Source organism: Flavobacterium sp. FlaQc-57, assembly GCF_044007395.1.
In the GTDB taxonomy this organism is placed as follows: Bacteria; Bacteroidota; Bacteroidia; order Flavobacteriales; family Flavobacteriaceae; genus Flavobacterium.
The window spans coordinates 123,239-140,344 of sequence record NZ_JBIPDA010000001.1 but is presented as its reverse complement, the minus strand read 5'-3'; the positions used below and the strand labels follow the sequence as shown (position 1 = coordinate 140,344).

The following is a 17,106-nucleotide window of genomic DNA, read 5'->3' as shown; positions in this document are numbered from 1 at the left end:
TATTGAATATTATGCAATTTATTGACCATTTCTACTGAAATTATCGCTATATTGGAGAAAATAAAAAGGCCAATTAATGGTAAATACCGTTGGCAAAAAGTATTAATTTACCAGTATCTATATTAAAAAAATGAAACAATTACTTCAGTGGACGATCATTATTCCGGCATTATCCTGGATTCTCTTTTTTAGCGGGCTTATTGATAACAGCAGTATTTTTCAAATTGTAGCAAGCATACTGCTTATTCTCAGTGTTATGTCGGCGGTACATCATTCTGAAATCATTGCAGAGAGAGTTGGAGAACCTTACGGAACCATAATTTTGGCTATATCAATAACTGTTATAGAAGTTTCTATTATTGTATCTCTAATGATGTCCGAGGGCTCTGAAGCGGCTTCATTAGCCAGAGATACTGTGTATGCCGCTACTATGCTTATACTTAATGGTATTATTGGACTTTGTCTTCTGATTGGTGGTTTAAAACATTATGAACAGAATTTTTCTGCCTCTTCTGTAACTATTGGATTAGTTTCATTAGTTTCGATTATAGTATTCACATTAGTATTTCCAACCTTTACCGAAAGTGTTCTTGGATCTTATTATTCAGTGCCACAACTCGTTTTTGCTTCTGGTGCTTGTCTTGTTATTTATTCCTCTTTTCTATTTGCACAAACAACAAGATACAGACAATACTTTCTTACAATTGGAGCTGATGAAAATGAAGCGGCTGCTGAACCAATAGAAATCAATAATAAGACGTTTTATACAAGTCTCGTTTTCCTTATCATAAGTTTGGGTATTGTTGTATTACTGGCTAAATCTCTATCTCCTACTATTGAAAGTATTATTGTTAGTTATCATCTGCCAAAAACTTTGGTTGGTGTTGTAATTGCGGCAATAATTTTACTGCCTGAAGCAATTGCAGCCATTACAGCTGCAAGAAAAAACAGACTCCAAACGAGTATAAATTTGGCCTTAGGGTCAGCTTTGGCAAGTATTGGACTAACCATTCCGAGTGTTGCTGCAGTTTGTATCATGATGGATATGCCTATTATTCTGGGACTTGATATTAAATCTATTGTACTATTGGCATTATCAGTATTTACTGTAATGTTGTCGTTAAGTAAAGGGAAATCTAATATTGTTTACGGAGTAGTACTTCTTGTCAATTTATTCGCTTTTATTTTTCTAATGATATATCCTTGATTTTAAGTGTAATAGTTGCCTGAGTACTAATTCGATTTCATATTAAAATAAATTTTCAGTTATAATCATATATTTTTTTACATTAGTAATTCGATAAACAAAAAAAACAGAGAAAATGGAAGAATCAAAGAATAGAACAGACAATTCAACTTCATCGAATGACATTACACCAAGGGCTACAGGAATTGGTGGTATTTTCTTTTTTACCGAAAATCCAAAAGAAACGAGAGAATGGTATGCTAAAAATTTAGGTTTAGAAGTCAACGATTGGGGTTCTACTTTTGAATCGAGAAATATTAGCAATCCAGAAGAAATAAATTCACTTCAATGGAGTCCTTTTAAAAAAGGGGATGAATATTTTTTGCCCTCAAAGAAAGATTTTATGATCAATTATCGCGTTCAGAATATCGAAGCTTTGGTAAGCAAGCTTAAAGAAAACGGTGTAACAGTTCTTGACGAAATTGCGTCTTATGATTATGGAAAATTTGTACACATTTTAGATGCAGAAGACAATAAAATTGAGCTTTGGGAGCCGATTTAATACAAACAAAAACGGTTGAATTTTATGGAAAATAATGATTATGATTCATTTTTAAAGAAACTAGCATCTCCATTAGACTATTCAGAAGGTTTGTATTTGGTGTATGTTGAAGTGCCCGAAACGAATAGTTCAATTCATGGGATAATTTCAAAACACGCTAAAATAACTACCGAACTTGAGTTTGGTTATTTATGCGAAGCACATATGCAAGCTGTTCCGGAAATTGCCCGTTCTTTATCTTTAGAAAACCATGCAATATATCAAATCGTTAGATTAGTTAAACTTAGTAAGTGATTTGCAAATCAGCTAATTATATGTTTTAATAAAGTAAAAACTCCATTATTTCTAATGGAGTTTTTTTATTAATAAATCGAAAGAAATCTATTTTAAAGCCTCATAAAGTATTTCCACCGGATGTTGCGCTTTTCGTCCCGTACCATCTGCAATTTGATGTCGGCAGCTTGTTCCTGATGCGGAAATTAATGTTGCTTGTTCTTCAGAACGAATGGTTGGAAACAAAACAAGCTCTCCTATTTTCATAGAAATATCATAATGTTCTTTTTCATAGCCAAATGAACCAGCCATACCGCAACAGCCACTCGGAATATTGAGAACGGTATAATTCTTTGGCAACATTAAAATTTTCTTTAACGGAACTAAAGATGACAATGCTTTTTGGAAACAATGTCCGTGCATACGTACTCGCTCAACTTTATCAGTAAAACTGGCTGAAGAAATTCTGCCCGCTTCTAGTTCTTTGGCTAAAAATTCTTCTATCAAAAAGGTTTTAGCGGCAAATCTTTGTGCTTTTAGTTTTAAATCTCCACGACATAAATCGGGATATTCATCGCGAAAGCTTAAAATGGCTGAAGGTTCTATTCCAATCAAAATTCCGTCTTTTGGAATTGACTTTTCAAAATCCAGCGTATTTTGTTCAGCAATTTCTCTTGCTTCCTTTAACATTCCTTTCGAAAGATAGGTTCTTCCACTAATTCCAATTTTAGGAATTTCAACTAGATATCCTAAACTATTCAGGAGTTTAACGGTTGTCTGACCAATTTCTACATCATAATAATTCAGAAATTCATCATTATAAAGATGTATTACTCCATTTATAAAATCTCCCTTCTGAATGTAGTTTTTTATCCAATTGGCAAAAGTGATTTTATGCATTAAAGGCAATTTGCGTTCGGTTGCAAAACCAGTTGATCTCTTGATCATATTTCCCAGAAAGCCTTTTGTAGATAAATTGTACATCCAGGGAATTGAAGCAAACAGATGATTAATTTTAGGTGTATTTCCAATCAATCTAGAACGGAATTTTACACCGTTTTTATCATGATATTGCTGTAAAGTTTCGGCTTTTAATTTTGCCATATCCACATTCGACGGACATTCTGATTTACATCCTTTACAACTCAAACACAAATCAAGTACGTCAAGAAGATTTTCATCATCAAACTTGTTCTCTTTTGTAGAGTTTGTTATGGTTTCTCTTAGAATATTTGCTCTGGCACGTGTTGTATGTTTTTCATCGCGAGTTGCCATATAACTCGGGCACATTGTACCGGCACTCTTTTCTGTTTTTCTACAATCTCCAGATCCGTTACACATTTCAGCAGCACGCAGAATTCCGTTGTTTTCAGAGAAGTCAAAATACGTTTCCGGCATTGGAGTTTCCTGACCTGCCGTATATCTTAAACTGGTGTCCATAGGAGGTGTATTCACAATTTTCCCCGGATTAAAAACACCCCAAGGATCCCAAACTTCTTTTATTTGGATAAACAATTGATAAATTTCTTCGCCCAACATCAGCGGAATAAATTCTCCTCGAAGTCTTCCGTCGCCATGCTCACCGCTTAAAGAACCTTTGTATTTTTTTACCAAATGTGCAATATCGGTTGCAATGGTTCTAAAGATTTCCGTTCCTTCTTTTGTTTTTAAATCAATAATGGGGCGCAAATGCAATTCTCCTGTTGCTGCATGCGCATAATGCACACAGTTTAGGTTTCGCTCTTTTAAAATAGCATTAAAATCTTCTATAAAATCCGGTAAATCATTTACATCTACGGCAGTGTCTTCGATTACCGCAACGGCTTTGGCATCGCCCGGAATATTCGATAATAAACCCAATCCAGCTTTTCTTAATGTCCAGACTTTGTTCGTATCATCACCATAAACAATCGGAAAATGATATCCTAAATTTTTAGAACGCATTAAAGCTTCCATCTCTTTTGCAATAGCATCAATTTCCTCTTGTGAATCTCTTAAAAATTCGACAGCCAAAATAGCCTGAGGATCTCCTTTTACAAAAAAACGATTCTTACTTTGTTCTATATTTTCTTTGGTACATTCCAGAATATAATGATCAATTAACTCGACACTATCCGGATTGAATTTTAAAGCTTCAATATTTGCTTTTAAGGATTCGTTGATACTTTCAAAATGAACGCAAACCAAAGCTGCGAAGGGTTTTAATGCGTCAACTAAATTCAGTTTTATGGCTGTAGAAAAAAATAAAGTTCCTTCAGATCCTGCAATTAATTTACAAAAATTGAATTTTTTATTTGAATTTCCAAAAGGCATTGAATCAGCCAATAAATCCAAAGCATAACCTGTATTTCTTCTCGGAATTGTTTTCTTAGGAAAATTATCTTCGAATAAAACTCTGTTTGTTTCAGAAGATAATATTTCTTTTGCTTGAAGGTAAATAGCTTGTTCTAAAGGACTCACTACATTAATTCCGTTGCATTTGTCTTCAAATTCAGCATTGGTCAGAGATCCAAAAGTAACCTCATTTCCATCGGCTAAAAAACCTTGAATTTCAAGTAAATGTTCGCGTGTAGATCCATAAATAACTGATCTCGCACCACAAGCATTATTCCCTACCATTCCGCCAATCATACAACGATTACTGGTAGAAGTTTCAGGTCCGAAAAATAATTTATACGATTTTAAATGAAGATTCAATTCATCGCGAATTACTCCCGGTTCTACCCAAGCCGATTTATTTGCCTGATCTACAGAAATAATTTTGGTAAATTCCTGCGAAATATCAACAATAATTCCGTTTCCAACTACCTGTCCTGCGAGCGAAGTTCCTGCTGCACGCGGAATTACGCTACTATTATTTTCTCTTGCAAAAGCAATTATTTTCTGGATATCTTCCTTTGTTTTTGGAATCGCTACTGCTAAAGGCATTTCTTTATAAGCGCTGGCATCTGTGGCGTAAAGCAAACGCATCGTATGATCGTAAAATAATTTACCTTCTAATTGTTTTTCTAAACCTTCAAGATCAATAGAACTCTTGGAAAGGATATTATTATCATTCATTTTAATATTTTGTTATATACAAGTTCATTATCCAAAAAAGGATATGAAATCAGGAAAGTTTTAGTTTGTTGTTGCTTACTACTATTTTTAACACATAAATTTTGTGTTGATTTTCAAATTAAATCTATAGGTTATATTTTTTTCACGCAGATCTGGCAGATTGAGCAGATTTTATTTTTTAATCCGTTTAATCCTTTAATCTGTGGCATTGACTTAAAATATACACAGGTTTTGTCATTTCGACCGAAGGGAGAAATCACACTAGAAACTCCGCAATCAAAATCGCCAATCTTTGTCGAATCCCGAGTGTGATTTCTCCCTTCGGTCGAAATGACAATATTGCGTTTTAGACTATGTACTAAACTTTTTTTTTCTACAATTCGCTTAAAGCGATATCTAACAATCGCACCATTTCATCCGCATTTTGTTTATTAAAAGTCATTGGTGGTTTTATTTTTAAAACATTATGTAAAGGGCCGTCTGTACTTAACAAATAGCCATTTGCTTTCAATTTTTCTACCACAATATCTATTTCAGGAATGGCAGGTTCCATCGTTATTCTGTCTTTTACCATTTCGGCACCAATGAATAATCCATGTCCGCGGACGTCGCTAATAATTGGATATTTGGCCATTAAACCTCTTAATCCATCCATTAAATGATTTCCGACTTCTAAGGCGTGTTGTTGCATTTCTTCGTCTTGAATAACATCTAAAACAGCCAATCCTGTAGTCATAGAAACGGGATTACCTCCAAAAGTGTTGAAATATTCCATTCCGTTATTAAAAGCATTTGCAATTTCTTCGGTTACAATTACAGCAGCTAAAGGATGACCGTTACCAATTGGTTTTCCCAGAACGACAATATCCGGCACTACATTTTGCAATTCGAAACCCCAAAAATGATCTCCAATTCTTCCAAATCCAACTTGAACTTCATCAGCAATACAAACACCTCCAGCGGCTCTGACATATTCGTAAGCCGTTTTTAAATAATTTTCCGGTAACGGAATCTGACCTCCAACTCCCAACAAAGTTTCACAAATAAATACAGCGGGAGCTTTATCTTCTTTCTTTAAATCTTCAATGATTCTTTGCACATCTGCAGCGTATTTTTCGCCTGCATTTGCTTCTCCATATTTAAAAGGGCCACGATACAAATCAGGATTAATGGCTTTGTGAATCCAAGGCATTTGTCCAAAACCACCTTTGCTGTCAAATTTGTACGGACTCATTTCCATTGCCACAGTTGAAGTTCCGTGATAGGCATGATCGAGTACAATAATATCTTTTTGCTTCGTGAAATGGCGGCTCATTCTGATTGCCAAATCATTGGCTTCACTACCTGAATTTACAAAATAACAAACGCTTAATTTTTCCGGTAATGTGGCTGTTAGTTTTTCGGCATATTCTGTTATTGCATCATTTAAATAGCGTGTATTGGTATTTAAAGTCGCAATTTGTTTTTGCATTTTTCGAACCACAACTGGGTGACAATGCCCAACATGCGAAGGATTATTGACACAATCTACAAAGGTTCTTCCCTTGTCATCGTATAAATATTGTAAAGCGCCTTTAACAATTTTTAATTTGTCTTTGTAACCAATACTCAAATTTCGACCTATTTTCTTCTGACGAATTTCAAGCAACTCGCTATAATCGTTATCGTTAATTACCCCTTCAAAACCACAAGCTTTTCTAAAGGCATCTTGCGCCTTGATTGGGTTAATTTCTATTAATTTATAAAGTAAATCCCAAGCTGGTTTTTCGGTAATGAAATGATGTTCATTATTACTGTCTAATGACGCATTGTAAGCAGATTGTGTGACGCTAATGCAAAGTCTTCCGGCAATTAAGTAATACAATACATCTAATTCCTGTTCTGTAAGTGCATACGCTTTATGGTATCCTTCAACAATTGATGCTGCAACAGCCAACGGATCTTTTTCATCAAGCATGGCATAAGTACAAGCTATCGCCAAATTATTGATTAGAGCGGTATAAACCATATCGCCAAAATCGATTAAACCACTTACTTGATTGCCTTGTACCAAAACGTTATAATCATTGGCATCGTTATGTATATAAGCATGTCTTAGACGATGTATTTGCGGTACTACTTCAGTATCAAATTGCAATAGAAAATAACCTGCAATACGTCTTTTTTCGTGATTTAATATGTGTTTGAGATTGTCATTTGCTTCACTCGCACGACTAATATCCCAAGTATAATTGCGATGCATTGCCGGATGAGAAAAATCCTTTAAAGCATTGTCCATATTGCCTAAAAAAGAACCTAAATTATGATGTAATTCAGTTGTTTTTACTTTTTCATCAACCCAAAAAGTACCTTCTAAAAAGTTTAGAATTCTTATGTAATAAGTTTGAGATCCGCTTACTATTTTGGTTAACTCCTCTCCTTCTTTATTGATACTAAAGTGCTGAAATTTATCTGAAATACTACTTTTTGTCAGATGTTTTATAATATTAACCTGCGCCTCTAAAAAAGGAAACGGATGACTTTCATTCGATACTTTTAGAATGTATTTTTCATTTTTTTCATTCGATAAAAGGAAGTTTAATTCATCATATCCATTTAATGCTTTTACGGTTACATTTAGGCCGTAATGTTCTTTTACTAAGTCTTGAATAGTTGCTTCTGAAAAAGTCATTGCTATTATATTAAGTTGTTTTATTTTTTTATTTTTTTGCCACGAATTTCACGAATTTACACTAATTATTGTGCGTATTCTATTTGAAAAAATTCGTGCTAATTCGTGAAATTGCTTCGCATATTTGCTATCGCTCGAGTCGTGGCAAACCTTATCTCAAATTTTATTTCCAAATTATAGCCTGAGCCGGTTGTAAAGGATTTTGTCCCACCAATATTTTACTTCCCTGAGGAACAGGCAAATTGATTGGTTCATTCGTGTAATTTACACCTATATAAAAACCATCACGCCATTCTATAAAAACTCCTTTTGGTAAATCTTCAATTGCTACTTTAGCGCGAGAGTAAACATTACGTACAATCTCTCTTTCTAAGGTTCCATCATTGCTTTCTACTCCAACATAAGTAATCGTTCCCTTACCTAATTTTCTGGTAACGGCTGCAGCTTTGCCTTTGTAAAACTGATCGTCATAAGTTGCCAAAACTTCTGTTCCTTGTTTTGGAGTTAATACGTCTGCCCAGGTGTTCCATTTATAGCTGTTATTTCCTGCTTTAATAGTTCCGTTTACGTCTGTAACTAACATATCAAAAAAGTCTACATCAGCACCAATTAAGGGAACAATTGGCGCGCTCCAATTGGCTTCAAAAAAATGCCCGTTTTTGTCTTTCTGTCCCGTGCGGCAAGATAGAATTAAATTCCCTCCATTTTCTACATATTTCTGCCATTTAGCCACTAATTTTTGATCGATAAGCTGGTAAGCTGGAGCAACTATAAAAGCATAATCATCAAAATTAGCTTCTTCAGTAATAAAATCCATTGGTGCTCCGGTTGATTTAACGGCCGAAGTATATGTATTTCTATGTTTCCACGTATTCCAATATTTGGTTTGTTTTTGATTTTCTAAATCCCAAAGATTTTCATGACTCCATAAGAAACCCGTTTTTCTTTTTGCAATTTCCTGAGGCATAACCGCTTTCGGATCGTATTCTTTACGAAGTATTTTCATGTCGGCAATAGATTGCACAAACTCTTTTCCACCTTGAGAAAGTGTTACGCCATCTGTTCCTACGATTCCGTCGTGATACATTTCGCTGCTTCCAAGCGGATGTCTGTATCTATACGTACATGTAAAAGAACAACCGCCGCCAAAAGCTTGTGAAAGCCACATATGAACGGTTCCAGGAAGTAATTGCGGATTAATACCTGCCCAATTTACTTGTCCAGGCTGCAATTCCATAACACCAGTTACCCCCGTTATAGATCTGTAATAATCATTTGCTTCTGAAATTTTGCTAGGAGAACCCATTCTAAAACTGTCTCCGCCTAAAGGATTCTGACCGCTTACAGGATACATTGTGTAAGTGATGAAATCCATTTTGTTGGCACTTCTTGGATCAGCATCATAAATTACATTGGTAAAATTAGTTGTAATCCATTGTTTTGAATCTACATATTTACGAAGTATTTCTGCCTGTCTGTTAAGGTATTCGCCTTGTGCATCTGAAGTAAACCTTTTAAAGTCTAAAACCGCATGCGGACTTAATTTATCTTCAGAATACATTTCAGCGTTAGGCAAAACAATTTGATCAAAGTTGTTGTAACGTGTACTCCAGAAATTACCAACCCATTCTGTATTTAGTTTTTCGATTGTTCCATATTTTGCTTTAAGCCAAGTTTGAAATGCTTTGCGCGCAGATGGGCTAAAATCGGCAGTTCCCAAAGGTTCATTATCGATTTGCCAACCCATAATGTTTTTGTTTTTACCATATCTTTTTCCTAATTCCGCTACGATCTTATCTGTAAATTCACGGTATTTTTCATTTGTAATAGATACATTCGCTCTGTTTCCATGTTCTCTGCGGCGGCCATTTGCATCTACCAAATAAATTTCAGGATACTTCTCTCCCATCCAGGCCGGCGGCGTTGGTGTTGGTGTACAAAGAATTACTTTCAACCCTTCTTTTTCGGCAATAGCCAAGGCATCATCCAGCCATTTAAAATCATATACACCTTCTTGAGGTTCCATATAAGTCCAGGCAAATTCAGCAAAATGCGTGAATTCAAATCCGAATTTTTTAATGTTTTTCAGGTCACGCTCCCATTGTTCTCTTGGCCATTGTTCTGGATAATAATAAACCCCAATTTGCATTAAATCGGGTTTTGAAAAGAAACCTTGCGGGTCTTTTTTTTCTGTAAGTGTTGTCTTTTTACTTTGTGCGAAAACAGGCGTCGAATGACAGCTTGCCAATAGCGCTATTGCGAAAAGAAATTTAGTTAGAGATCTATTTTGGTTCATGATTTGTCTAATAAGTTAATCTATAATTGTAATTCAGGTTTTTAGTTTTTCAGAAGGATCATTAAATAATGAGATGCTGACCAACTAAAGTTGTAAGCTTCTAATCCTTTTCCTGTAATTGGCTGATAATTTTCGCGAATAGAAGTGCCTTTGTCTAAAACGCCTTCTGCGTTATGAATCAATTTATGCGCTAACAAATTTGCATCAGTATTGTAGCCATATTTTTCCAGTCCGTTTATTCCGAAATAACTTTGATCGAGCCAAACCGGACCTCTCCAATATCCGCCTTCCGGTTTAAATTTTGGATGATTTGCTGCTAATGTTGGTAAAGGAACAAAAGTGTTGAAAATAGCTGGATTAAGCATATTTACTTTCATTGATTTAACTTGTTCCTGTGTTGCAACTTCGGCCCAAATAGGCAAATAGCCTTCGCACCCCATTACTTTTACCAATGTTTTTCCGTCGATTGTTGTGTCGTAATACCAACCTGTTGCAGGATCCCAAAATTGAGTTTGAATTTTAGCTTTTAATGCGACACTTTCTTTTTGCCATTTTTTAGCTTCTTCGGTTAATTTTAAAACCTGAGCCATTTTGTTCAAATAGTTCTTTTCTGCGTATAAAAACGAATTCAAATCAACACTTTCCTGATCTAAAGAATAGGCTTTCTCTCCGTTTTTCAGAATTTTGCTGTCGTCAAAACGTACGGCATTATCCATTCCGCTTTCCCATTTACCGGCAATTAAAGTTCCGTCTGTCGAGCCAAATTCGCATAAACCATCCTGATCATGATCGCGGTCTATGTACCACCAATTATGATATAATTTTAGTTTTGGATAAAATTCTTTTAAGAAATTGACATCTTTTGTTTTTTCATAAATTTTCCAGATTGCCCAAGCCGCAAGCGGTGCTTTTGTATTTCTGTAGTTGTTTTCTTCTATCTGATTATTTCTGTAAACACAATCGGGAATAAAACCGTTTGATTCCTGGTAATCAAATAAAGCACGCATTTGATTTTTTGCCAATTCTGAATCGTAGTTTGCAACAGCGACTGCGTGTTTCCAACTGTCCCAAGCCCAAAAACCGTGAAACCATTCGTAATTATAACTCGGAAAAAGACCACCGTGTTTCAAACCTTCTGCCGCAATTCGGGTATTATTTTGTAATGTCAACGCTAATTTTCCAATTAAATCAGAGTAAACAGCTTCTTTATAAACTGCTTTCTTCTTGGCAATTAATTGTGCCAATTGATTTTCTTTTTCTTTTTGAGTTCTATTTAAAAGTGTATTAAATGTAGTTTTTGCAATAGTTGCCTTTTCCTTTTCCCATGAATATTGTGGAAAAATAAAGGTTTGAGAAACCACTATTTCTTTGGTTTCATTTGGTTGTAATATTAATTTTTCAAGTTGAGCTGTGTATGCTTCTTTTGTGATTTCAATCGTAGGGTTTGCATTCAAAAATTGAATGTATCCAGTAGCTGTACTTTTTGAAGAAGTTACTTTTACATCTTTGTCCTCTTTAGACAATTGAATGTTCTCTATAAAAATTGAAGAACCGGAATACGTTGGATAAAGCGTTATCGTTTTTGCTGTTGTATTGGTAATACTCGTTCTTTGAAGTGCTGTATGACTAGATAAAAATACTAATTGTTGCTTTATAGCTAATTTTTCATTTTTAAACTGTTGTTCTAAATGGCTATTGTAACTGTTTTGATTTACTAAAGAATTTTTCCAGTTAATGGCTTCTCGTTTGTTTTCGTCATTTAGCTGTAAGGAAACAAATGAAGGACTTAACCAAACTCCATTTTGTTCTGTCATTAAAAAAGGACCTGAAAAACCGGCCTGAATGTTTGAGGCATCTAAAAATCCGAAGGCAAACCAAGTACCTTTATCAGAGAAAGCCAGTGATTCTCTATCGGCCGCCTTTTTTGGATTTCCTTTATAATTCAAACTATTTTTGGAAGATTCTAAAACCGGAAATCCTTTTTGTGACCAACCATATTGTATTATAAAAAAGAGTGAAAGAATAGAAAGTATATGCTTTTTTCTCATGTTGTCTAGTTTTTTATTGAATGTTTTTTAGTTTTAATATACTAAATGTTTCTTTGAATTAAATATTTTCTCCCAGATTTGGCAGATTTTATTTTAGAATCTTTTTAATCCTTTATTCCAATTGCTATCGGAAATGTCATAATCTCACAACTAGAATTCAATTAATTTGCAAGTACTTCTTTAATATTTTCTGGCCTTGTAGGTATTATAAGAAAACCTACAAGGCCAGAAAAAAGACCTTGCAGGTTTAAAACCTTAAATTGAATTCTTTGCTAAATGATTAATTTGCTTGTAGCTCTGTCAAAGGAATTGGATAGAAATTGTTTTTCGCAGGATCGAAACCGGTACGTCCGACAGCATCCAGAGCCGTTTTTGTTTTTCCCCAACGGCGTAAATCATAAAAGCGATAGTTTTCTAGAGGAAATTCTATTATTCTTTCGTGCTCAATTTGTGCCTGTACAGCATTGGCAGTTGTACCTGTCATTACAGGCATATCAGCTCTTTCTCTCACTTTGTTAATGTACGGAATAGCTTCTGGCGTACGACCTAATTGGTTGAGTACTTCGGCTTGCATCAGCAATACATTCGCATATCTCATTAATGGAATATTGATTGCAGTAAATTCCTGATTCATTTTTTCCTGAGTATTTGGTATGTATCTGCGGTAAACCGGTTTATCTGCACCACCAAATTTTTCATCATATGTAGTTCCTAATACCAACGGATTATTTACATCATTAAAATAAGGATCTTTAAAGAAAATTGTACTGTAAAGACGTGTATCATAATTTCCTGTAGTGGCTATTTTTCCTTCTTTTTTAAATTCATTTACAAGCATTGCGCTCGGAAGAATTTCATCCCATCCGCCAAGTTCTGCTGCAGCCATCCAATAGTGAAGTGCATTACGATAGAAAGCGCCATTTGCTGTAGTTTCTGAGAATTGTCTTTCGAAAATAGATTCTTTAGTATTTTTTGTTGTACCGTCGAACATAGAAACATAATCTTTCACCAGCTCATAACCTTGTACTTTATTAAGTGCGGTTAATGCTTCGTTTAAGAAATTTTGTTTTTGTGCTGTTTCTTCGTATGATCTGGTTAAATAAGCAAATCCTAAATAACTATTAGCCGCTCCGCTTGTTGCGCGACCTGTTTTATCCTGAGGTTGTTTTGCAGGTAATACTGCAGCAACTGCTTTAAGTTCATTTATAATAAAATCCCATGCTTCTGCACGTGTAGATAACGAAACGCTTAAATCACTTTCTTTAGTAATATACTTGTTTCTAATATAAATCTTTTCCCAGTTTAAAAGTAATTTCATGTGGTAATAGGCGCGTAAAAAACGTGCTTCTGCTCCTATTTGTGTTCTGTCGGCCTCTGTAATAGTTGTTGCCGGAATTTGTGGTAACTTATCAATAACCTGATTGGCATTACTAATTCCTCTGTAATTAAGTTTCCAATAAGTAGAAAACTGACTGTTGCCATTGGTATAAGTAAAAGTAGAAAGTTCTACCCAATTTTGATAATTTAAAGCATCACTTCCTAATTCGTTAACATCTTCACGATAGGCCTCAACGGGCCATTTTACTTCGGCAAATGCCCATTCGTCTACAGCTCCTTCAAGTTGTGAATATGTTGCTGCTAAAGCAGATTCGGCGTCAGCCTTATTTCTCCAGAAATTATTTGAGGTAAGTTCGTCAGGAGATTGTTGGTCTAAATAGTCACTACAACTAGTAACGGTAAATAAACCTATAACGGATAATATAAAAAATATCTTATTCATGATTGTGTCTTTTTTAAATAGAATTAGAAAATATATTGAACACCTGATACAAACGATCTCGTAAATGGGTATACAAAACGATCTACACCAGTGTCAATAACTGAGTTGCGTGAAAATTCCGGATCGATACCTGAGTAATTTGTAATAGTAAATAGGTTCTCAACACTTACATAAAATCTAAGTTTGTCTATTTTTGCTTTGCCTAACATTTTGCTTGGAATTGTATATCCAAATTGTAATTGACGCATTCTGATAAAATCGCCACTTTCAAGAAAACGATCAGATTCACGACTGTTTCCGTTTGGATCTTGTAAAACGGCACGTGGTATGTTACTGTGGTTTTCCGGTGTCCATGAATTAAGCGTTGTTGCCAACATATTACTTCCGGCACTCATAGATTCATAAAAATATCTGTTTCCGTTATATAATTTGTTTCCCCATCCACTTCCAATTAATGCAGAAAAGTCGAAACCTTTGTAACTAGCGCCTAAACTTAAGTTAGCTTCAAGTTTTGGTAATCCGGTTCCTGCGTACGATTTGTCATTTTCGTCTATAACGCCATCTCCGTTTAAATCTTTAAAACGAATATCTCCCGGTTGTGCATTTGGCTGTAATAAAACGCCATTTTTACTGTGCGCATTTACTTCGTCAGTAGATTGAAAAATACCATCAGTACGATACAAATAGAACGCGCTGATCGGGCTTCCTACACGCGCTTGAGTTGGGAAATGTTCTGTTTCAAATTTCAATCCTTGTCCGTAAATAGTTTGTCCTTCGTTTGCAAGCGATTCTACGTTGTTTTTAAGTGTAGTAAGATTAAAACCTACATTATATTTGAATTCATTAACCTGATCACGGTAGTTCACTTCAAGCTCAAACCCGCTATTGCTAATTTTACCAACGTTTAGAATTGGGTCATCTATTCCAGCAGACGGAGCCAGTTTTTTTGTAATCAATAAATTGTCCGTTACATTACGGTAGTAGTTCATCGAACCGCTAATTTTTCCGTTTTTAAGAGTGAAGTCGATACCAATATTTTTAGAATCTGTAGTTTCCCATTGTAAGTTTCTGTTTTCTAATGTTGTTGCAATACTTCCTGGCCAAGGGTTACTTCCGTTTCCTTGCACATAACCACCAGTGATTAAAGTATTACCTGTTTTAATCAATGTATTTGCAGAGTAATATCCTAAAGCAGCTTCGTTACCCAATTGTCCCCAGCTAGCACGCAATTTTAAAGTTGAAATGAAGAAATCTTTTGGAAAAAAATCTTCTTTTTCGATTTTCCATCCTAAAGCGATCGATGGGAAAGTTCCCCAACGGCTGTCTTCTCCAAATTTAGAAGAACCATCTTTTCTAACTGTCATTTGAAGTAAGTAACGATCATTGAAAGAGTAGTTTAACCTGCTAAAAAATGATAACCTATTGTATTGAAATTTGGAACCATCTGCAGAATATGTTCCTCCTTTTCCTGCACCAATAGTTTCAAAATTAGGATCTAAAAATCCGGATGGTCGGTCAATAGAAACTAATTGCCCGTCTTCTACAGAGTAATCTGTCGTTTTTCCTTCTACACTTACTTGATTCCAGTTTGAGGCTTGACTGTTTATCGTATTACCAAGCATTAAACCAAAGGTATGTTTACCAAAAGTTTTATCAACTGTGATAATATTGTCTAATATTTGCTCGTTCCAAGTTGTTCTTAATTCCGTTTGCATTGGATAAAGATGAACTTCTTTTGGGTTTGCAATGTATGGTGGAAAATGTGCCGTTTGTTGATTGTTTTTTACACGGTATGAATAGGCTATTTTATATTTTATCCAAGATGCAATGTTTGCTGTTGCGGCAATATTTGCTGTTATATCTTGTCCTATATCATTACTTTTTCTAAAGTGTTCTTCAGCAACAGGGTTTGTTCCGGCAGGCAAGCCATTTTTGTTTGCCAACCCATAACCGTATTGCTCATTTGCATCATAAACAGGTACTAAAGGAGCCATTGTATATACCTCTTTTAATTGAAAATTAGGCAATGCATTTTGCGTTCCTATATAAGCCATTTTTCCATCAATATCAAAAATCGATTTCTTAAAACTTACTCTTGCACTACCCATTTGCTGACCGTATTCATTGTCAATTACGATACCTTTTTGCTTTACGTAATTACCATATAAAGCAAATTTAAAATCGCCCTGTCTTCCTTGAACTCCTAAACCGTAATTTTGAGTAAATCCTGAACGGAAAACTTCATCTTGCCAATCTGTATTAGCATCAGATGGAGCAGTAATATAAGCAGGAAGCGGTTTTGGTGTTGTAGCATATTTGTTATACTCGTCGTACATTCTTTTATTTACTGTACGATATCCATCAGCATCTAATAAATCTAAAGTCTTTGATGTATTTGTCAGACTTAAAAATGAGCTAAAGTCTACTTTTACTCCTTCTTTCTGACCATTTTTGGTCGTTACAATAATTACCCCATTTGCAGCAACAGATCCGTAAATTGCAGCCGCTGCTCCATCTTTAAGAACCTCCATAGATTCTATATTCGTTGGGTTTACTGTTGTAATTGATCCTTGAAATCCATCGATAATATAAAGAGGCTCAGTAGCTCCAAAAGTATTTACTCCACGAATTTTTACGCTTACTGCAGCTCCTGCAACACCTCCACTTTTTTGAACATTTACACCGGCTACTAAACCTTGTAATGCCTCAGCTGGATTTGTTGTAGCTCTTGTTTCAATGCTTTCTTTTTTAACTGAAGAAATGGCACCGGTTACATTACTCTTTTTCTGAGAACCGTATCCAATAACAACTACTTCATTCAGTTTATTATTTTCTTCCTGCATTGATACATTGATGACACTACGATTATTAAGAACTTCTTCTTTTTGCGTAAATCCTAAGTAGGAAAAAATAATGGTTGGATTTGAAAGATTTGAAGGAAATGTTAAGGTATAATTTCCATCAAAATCTGTTGAGGCATTGTATTTAGAATCTTTTATAGAAATATTTACGCCTGGTAACGTATTATTTTTATCATCCGTAACTTTTCCGGAAATGGTCTTTTGATCTTGATTATCCTGCGCAAAATTGACATTTGGCAACCACAAGCATAACAATAAAGGAATGAAATACAGTTTCCTGATTAATAGTTTTTTCATTTGGTAATAGTTTTTGGTTAATTAAAATTTCGATTGTCTTTAGTTTTTTTTAGTGAATTATTTATTGATAAT

At 34.9% G+C, this 17,106-nt stretch carries 9 protein-coding genes; 3 read left to right on the top strand and 6 right to left on the bottom strand.

The window, feature by feature from the left end:
• Positions 1 to 130: 130 nt before the first annotated feature.
• The 3 genes from ACHRVZ_RS00635 (at position 131) to ACHRVZ_RS00625 (ending at position 2,042) form a co-directional block, all read left to right on the top strand.
• Positions 131 to 1,207: a calcium:proton antiporter gene (locus tag ACHRVZ_RS00635; RefSeq protein ID WP_395420070.1), complete on the top strand. Its 1,077-nt coding sequence runs from the start codon at positions 131 to 133 to the stop codon at positions 1,205 to 1,207.
• A 115-nt stretch (positions 1,208 to 1,322) separates the two neighbouring features.
• Entirely contained in the window at positions 1,323 to 1,748 is a 426-nt protein-coding gene (locus tag ACHRVZ_RS00630) for a VOC family protein (protein WP_395420069.1), read from the top strand.
• Between the two features lie 24 nt (positions 1,749 to 1,772).
• On the top strand, positions 1,773 to 2,042 hold the full coding sequence (locus ACHRVZ_RS00625) for a hypothetical protein (protein WP_395420068.1): 270 nt from the start codon (positions 1,773 to 1,775) through the stop codon (positions 2,040 to 2,042).
• Between the two features lie 87 nt (positions 2,043 to 2,129).
• Here the strand turns inward: ACHRVZ_RS00625 and ACHRVZ_RS00620 are convergent, their stop codons facing one another.
• The 6 genes from ACHRVZ_RS00620 to ACHRVZ_RS00595 form a co-directional block, all read right to left on the bottom strand.
• Positions 2,130 to 5,081, bottom strand: a complete 2,952-nt coding sequence (locus ACHRVZ_RS00620; RefSeq protein ID WP_395420066.1) for an FAD-binding and (Fe-S)-binding domain-containing protein — start codon at positions 5,079 to 5,081, stop codon at positions 2,130 to 2,132.
• A gap of 373 nt (positions 5,082 to 5,454) precedes the next feature.
• Positions 5,455 to 7,752 (bottom strand): aminotransferase class III-fold pyridoxal phosphate-dependent enzyme, encoded by a 2,298-nt coding sequence (locus ACHRVZ_RS00615; RefSeq protein ID WP_395420065.1) that lies wholly within the window; start codon positions 7,750 to 7,752, stop codon positions 5,455 to 5,457.
• 163 nt (positions 7,753 to 7,915) lie between these two features.
• The gene (locus ACHRVZ_RS00610; RefSeq protein WP_395420064.1) at positions 7,916 to 10,048 is read right to left on the bottom strand and encodes a beta-galactosidase; all 2,133 of its coding nucleotides are present in this window, start codon (positions 10,046 to 10,048) and stop codon (positions 7,916 to 7,918) included.
• Between the two features lie 41 nt (positions 10,049 to 10,089).
• Positions 10,090 to 12,096 carry an MGH1-like glycoside hydrolase domain-containing protein gene (locus tag ACHRVZ_RS00605; RefSeq protein ID WP_395420063.1) on the bottom strand — a complete coding sequence of 669 codons (2,007 nt, stop codon included), beginning with the start codon at positions 12,094 to 12,096 and terminating at the stop codon, positions 10,090 to 10,092.
• Between the two features lie 280 nt (positions 12,097 to 12,376).
• A complete protein-coding gene (locus ACHRVZ_RS00600) occupies positions 12,377 to 13,876 on the bottom strand; it encodes a RagB/SusD family nutrient uptake outer membrane protein (protein WP_395420062.1) in 1,500 nt (499 codons plus the stop codon).
• Between the two features lie 23 nt (positions 13,877 to 13,899).
• Positions 13,900 to 17,034: a SusC/RagA family TonB-linked outer membrane protein gene (locus ACHRVZ_RS00595; RefSeq protein WP_395420061.1), complete on the bottom strand. Its 3,135-nt coding sequence runs from the start codon at positions 17,032 to 17,034 to the stop codon at positions 13,900 to 13,902.
• Positions 17,035 to 17,106: the final 72 nt, after the last annotated feature.

What these genes read in the sequence shown, in the direction of transcription:
- ACHRVZ_RS00610 (WP_395420064.1), bottom strand. Translation starts at nt 10,048, where the DNA reads ATGAACCAAAATAGATCTCTAACTAAATTTCTTTTCGCAATAGCGCTA.
- ACHRVZ_RS00635 (WP_395420070.1), top strand. Translation starts at nt 131, where the DNA reads ATGAAACAATTACTTCAGTGGACGATCATTATTCCGGCATTATCCTGG.
- ACHRVZ_RS00620 (WP_395420066.1), bottom strand. Translation starts at nt 5,081, where the DNA reads ATGAATGATAATAATATCCTTTCCAAGAGTTCTATTGATCTTGAAGGT.
- ACHRVZ_RS00595 (WP_395420061.1), bottom strand. Translation starts at nt 17,034, where the DNA reads ATGAAAAAACTATTAATCAGGAAACTGTATTTCATTCCTTTATTGTTA.
- ACHRVZ_RS00625 (WP_395420068.1), top strand. Translation starts at nt 1,773, where the DNA reads ATGGAAAATAATGATTATGATTCATTTTTAAAGAAACTAGCATCTCCA.
- ACHRVZ_RS00605 (WP_395420063.1), bottom strand. Translation starts at nt 12,096, where the DNA reads ATGAGAAAAAAGCATATACTTTCTATTCTTTCACTCTTTTTTATAATA.
- ACHRVZ_RS00615 (WP_395420065.1), bottom strand. Translation starts at nt 7,752, where the DNA reads ATGACTTTTTCAGAAGCAACTATTCAAGACTTAGTAAAAGAACATTAC.
- ACHRVZ_RS00630 (WP_395420069.1), top strand. Translation starts at nt 1,323, where the DNA reads ATGGAAGAATCAAAGAATAGAACAGACAATTCAACTTCATCGAATGAC.
- ACHRVZ_RS00600 (WP_395420062.1), bottom strand. Translation starts at nt 13,876, where the DNA reads ATGAATAAGATATTTTTTATATTATCCGTTATAGGTTTATTTACCGTT.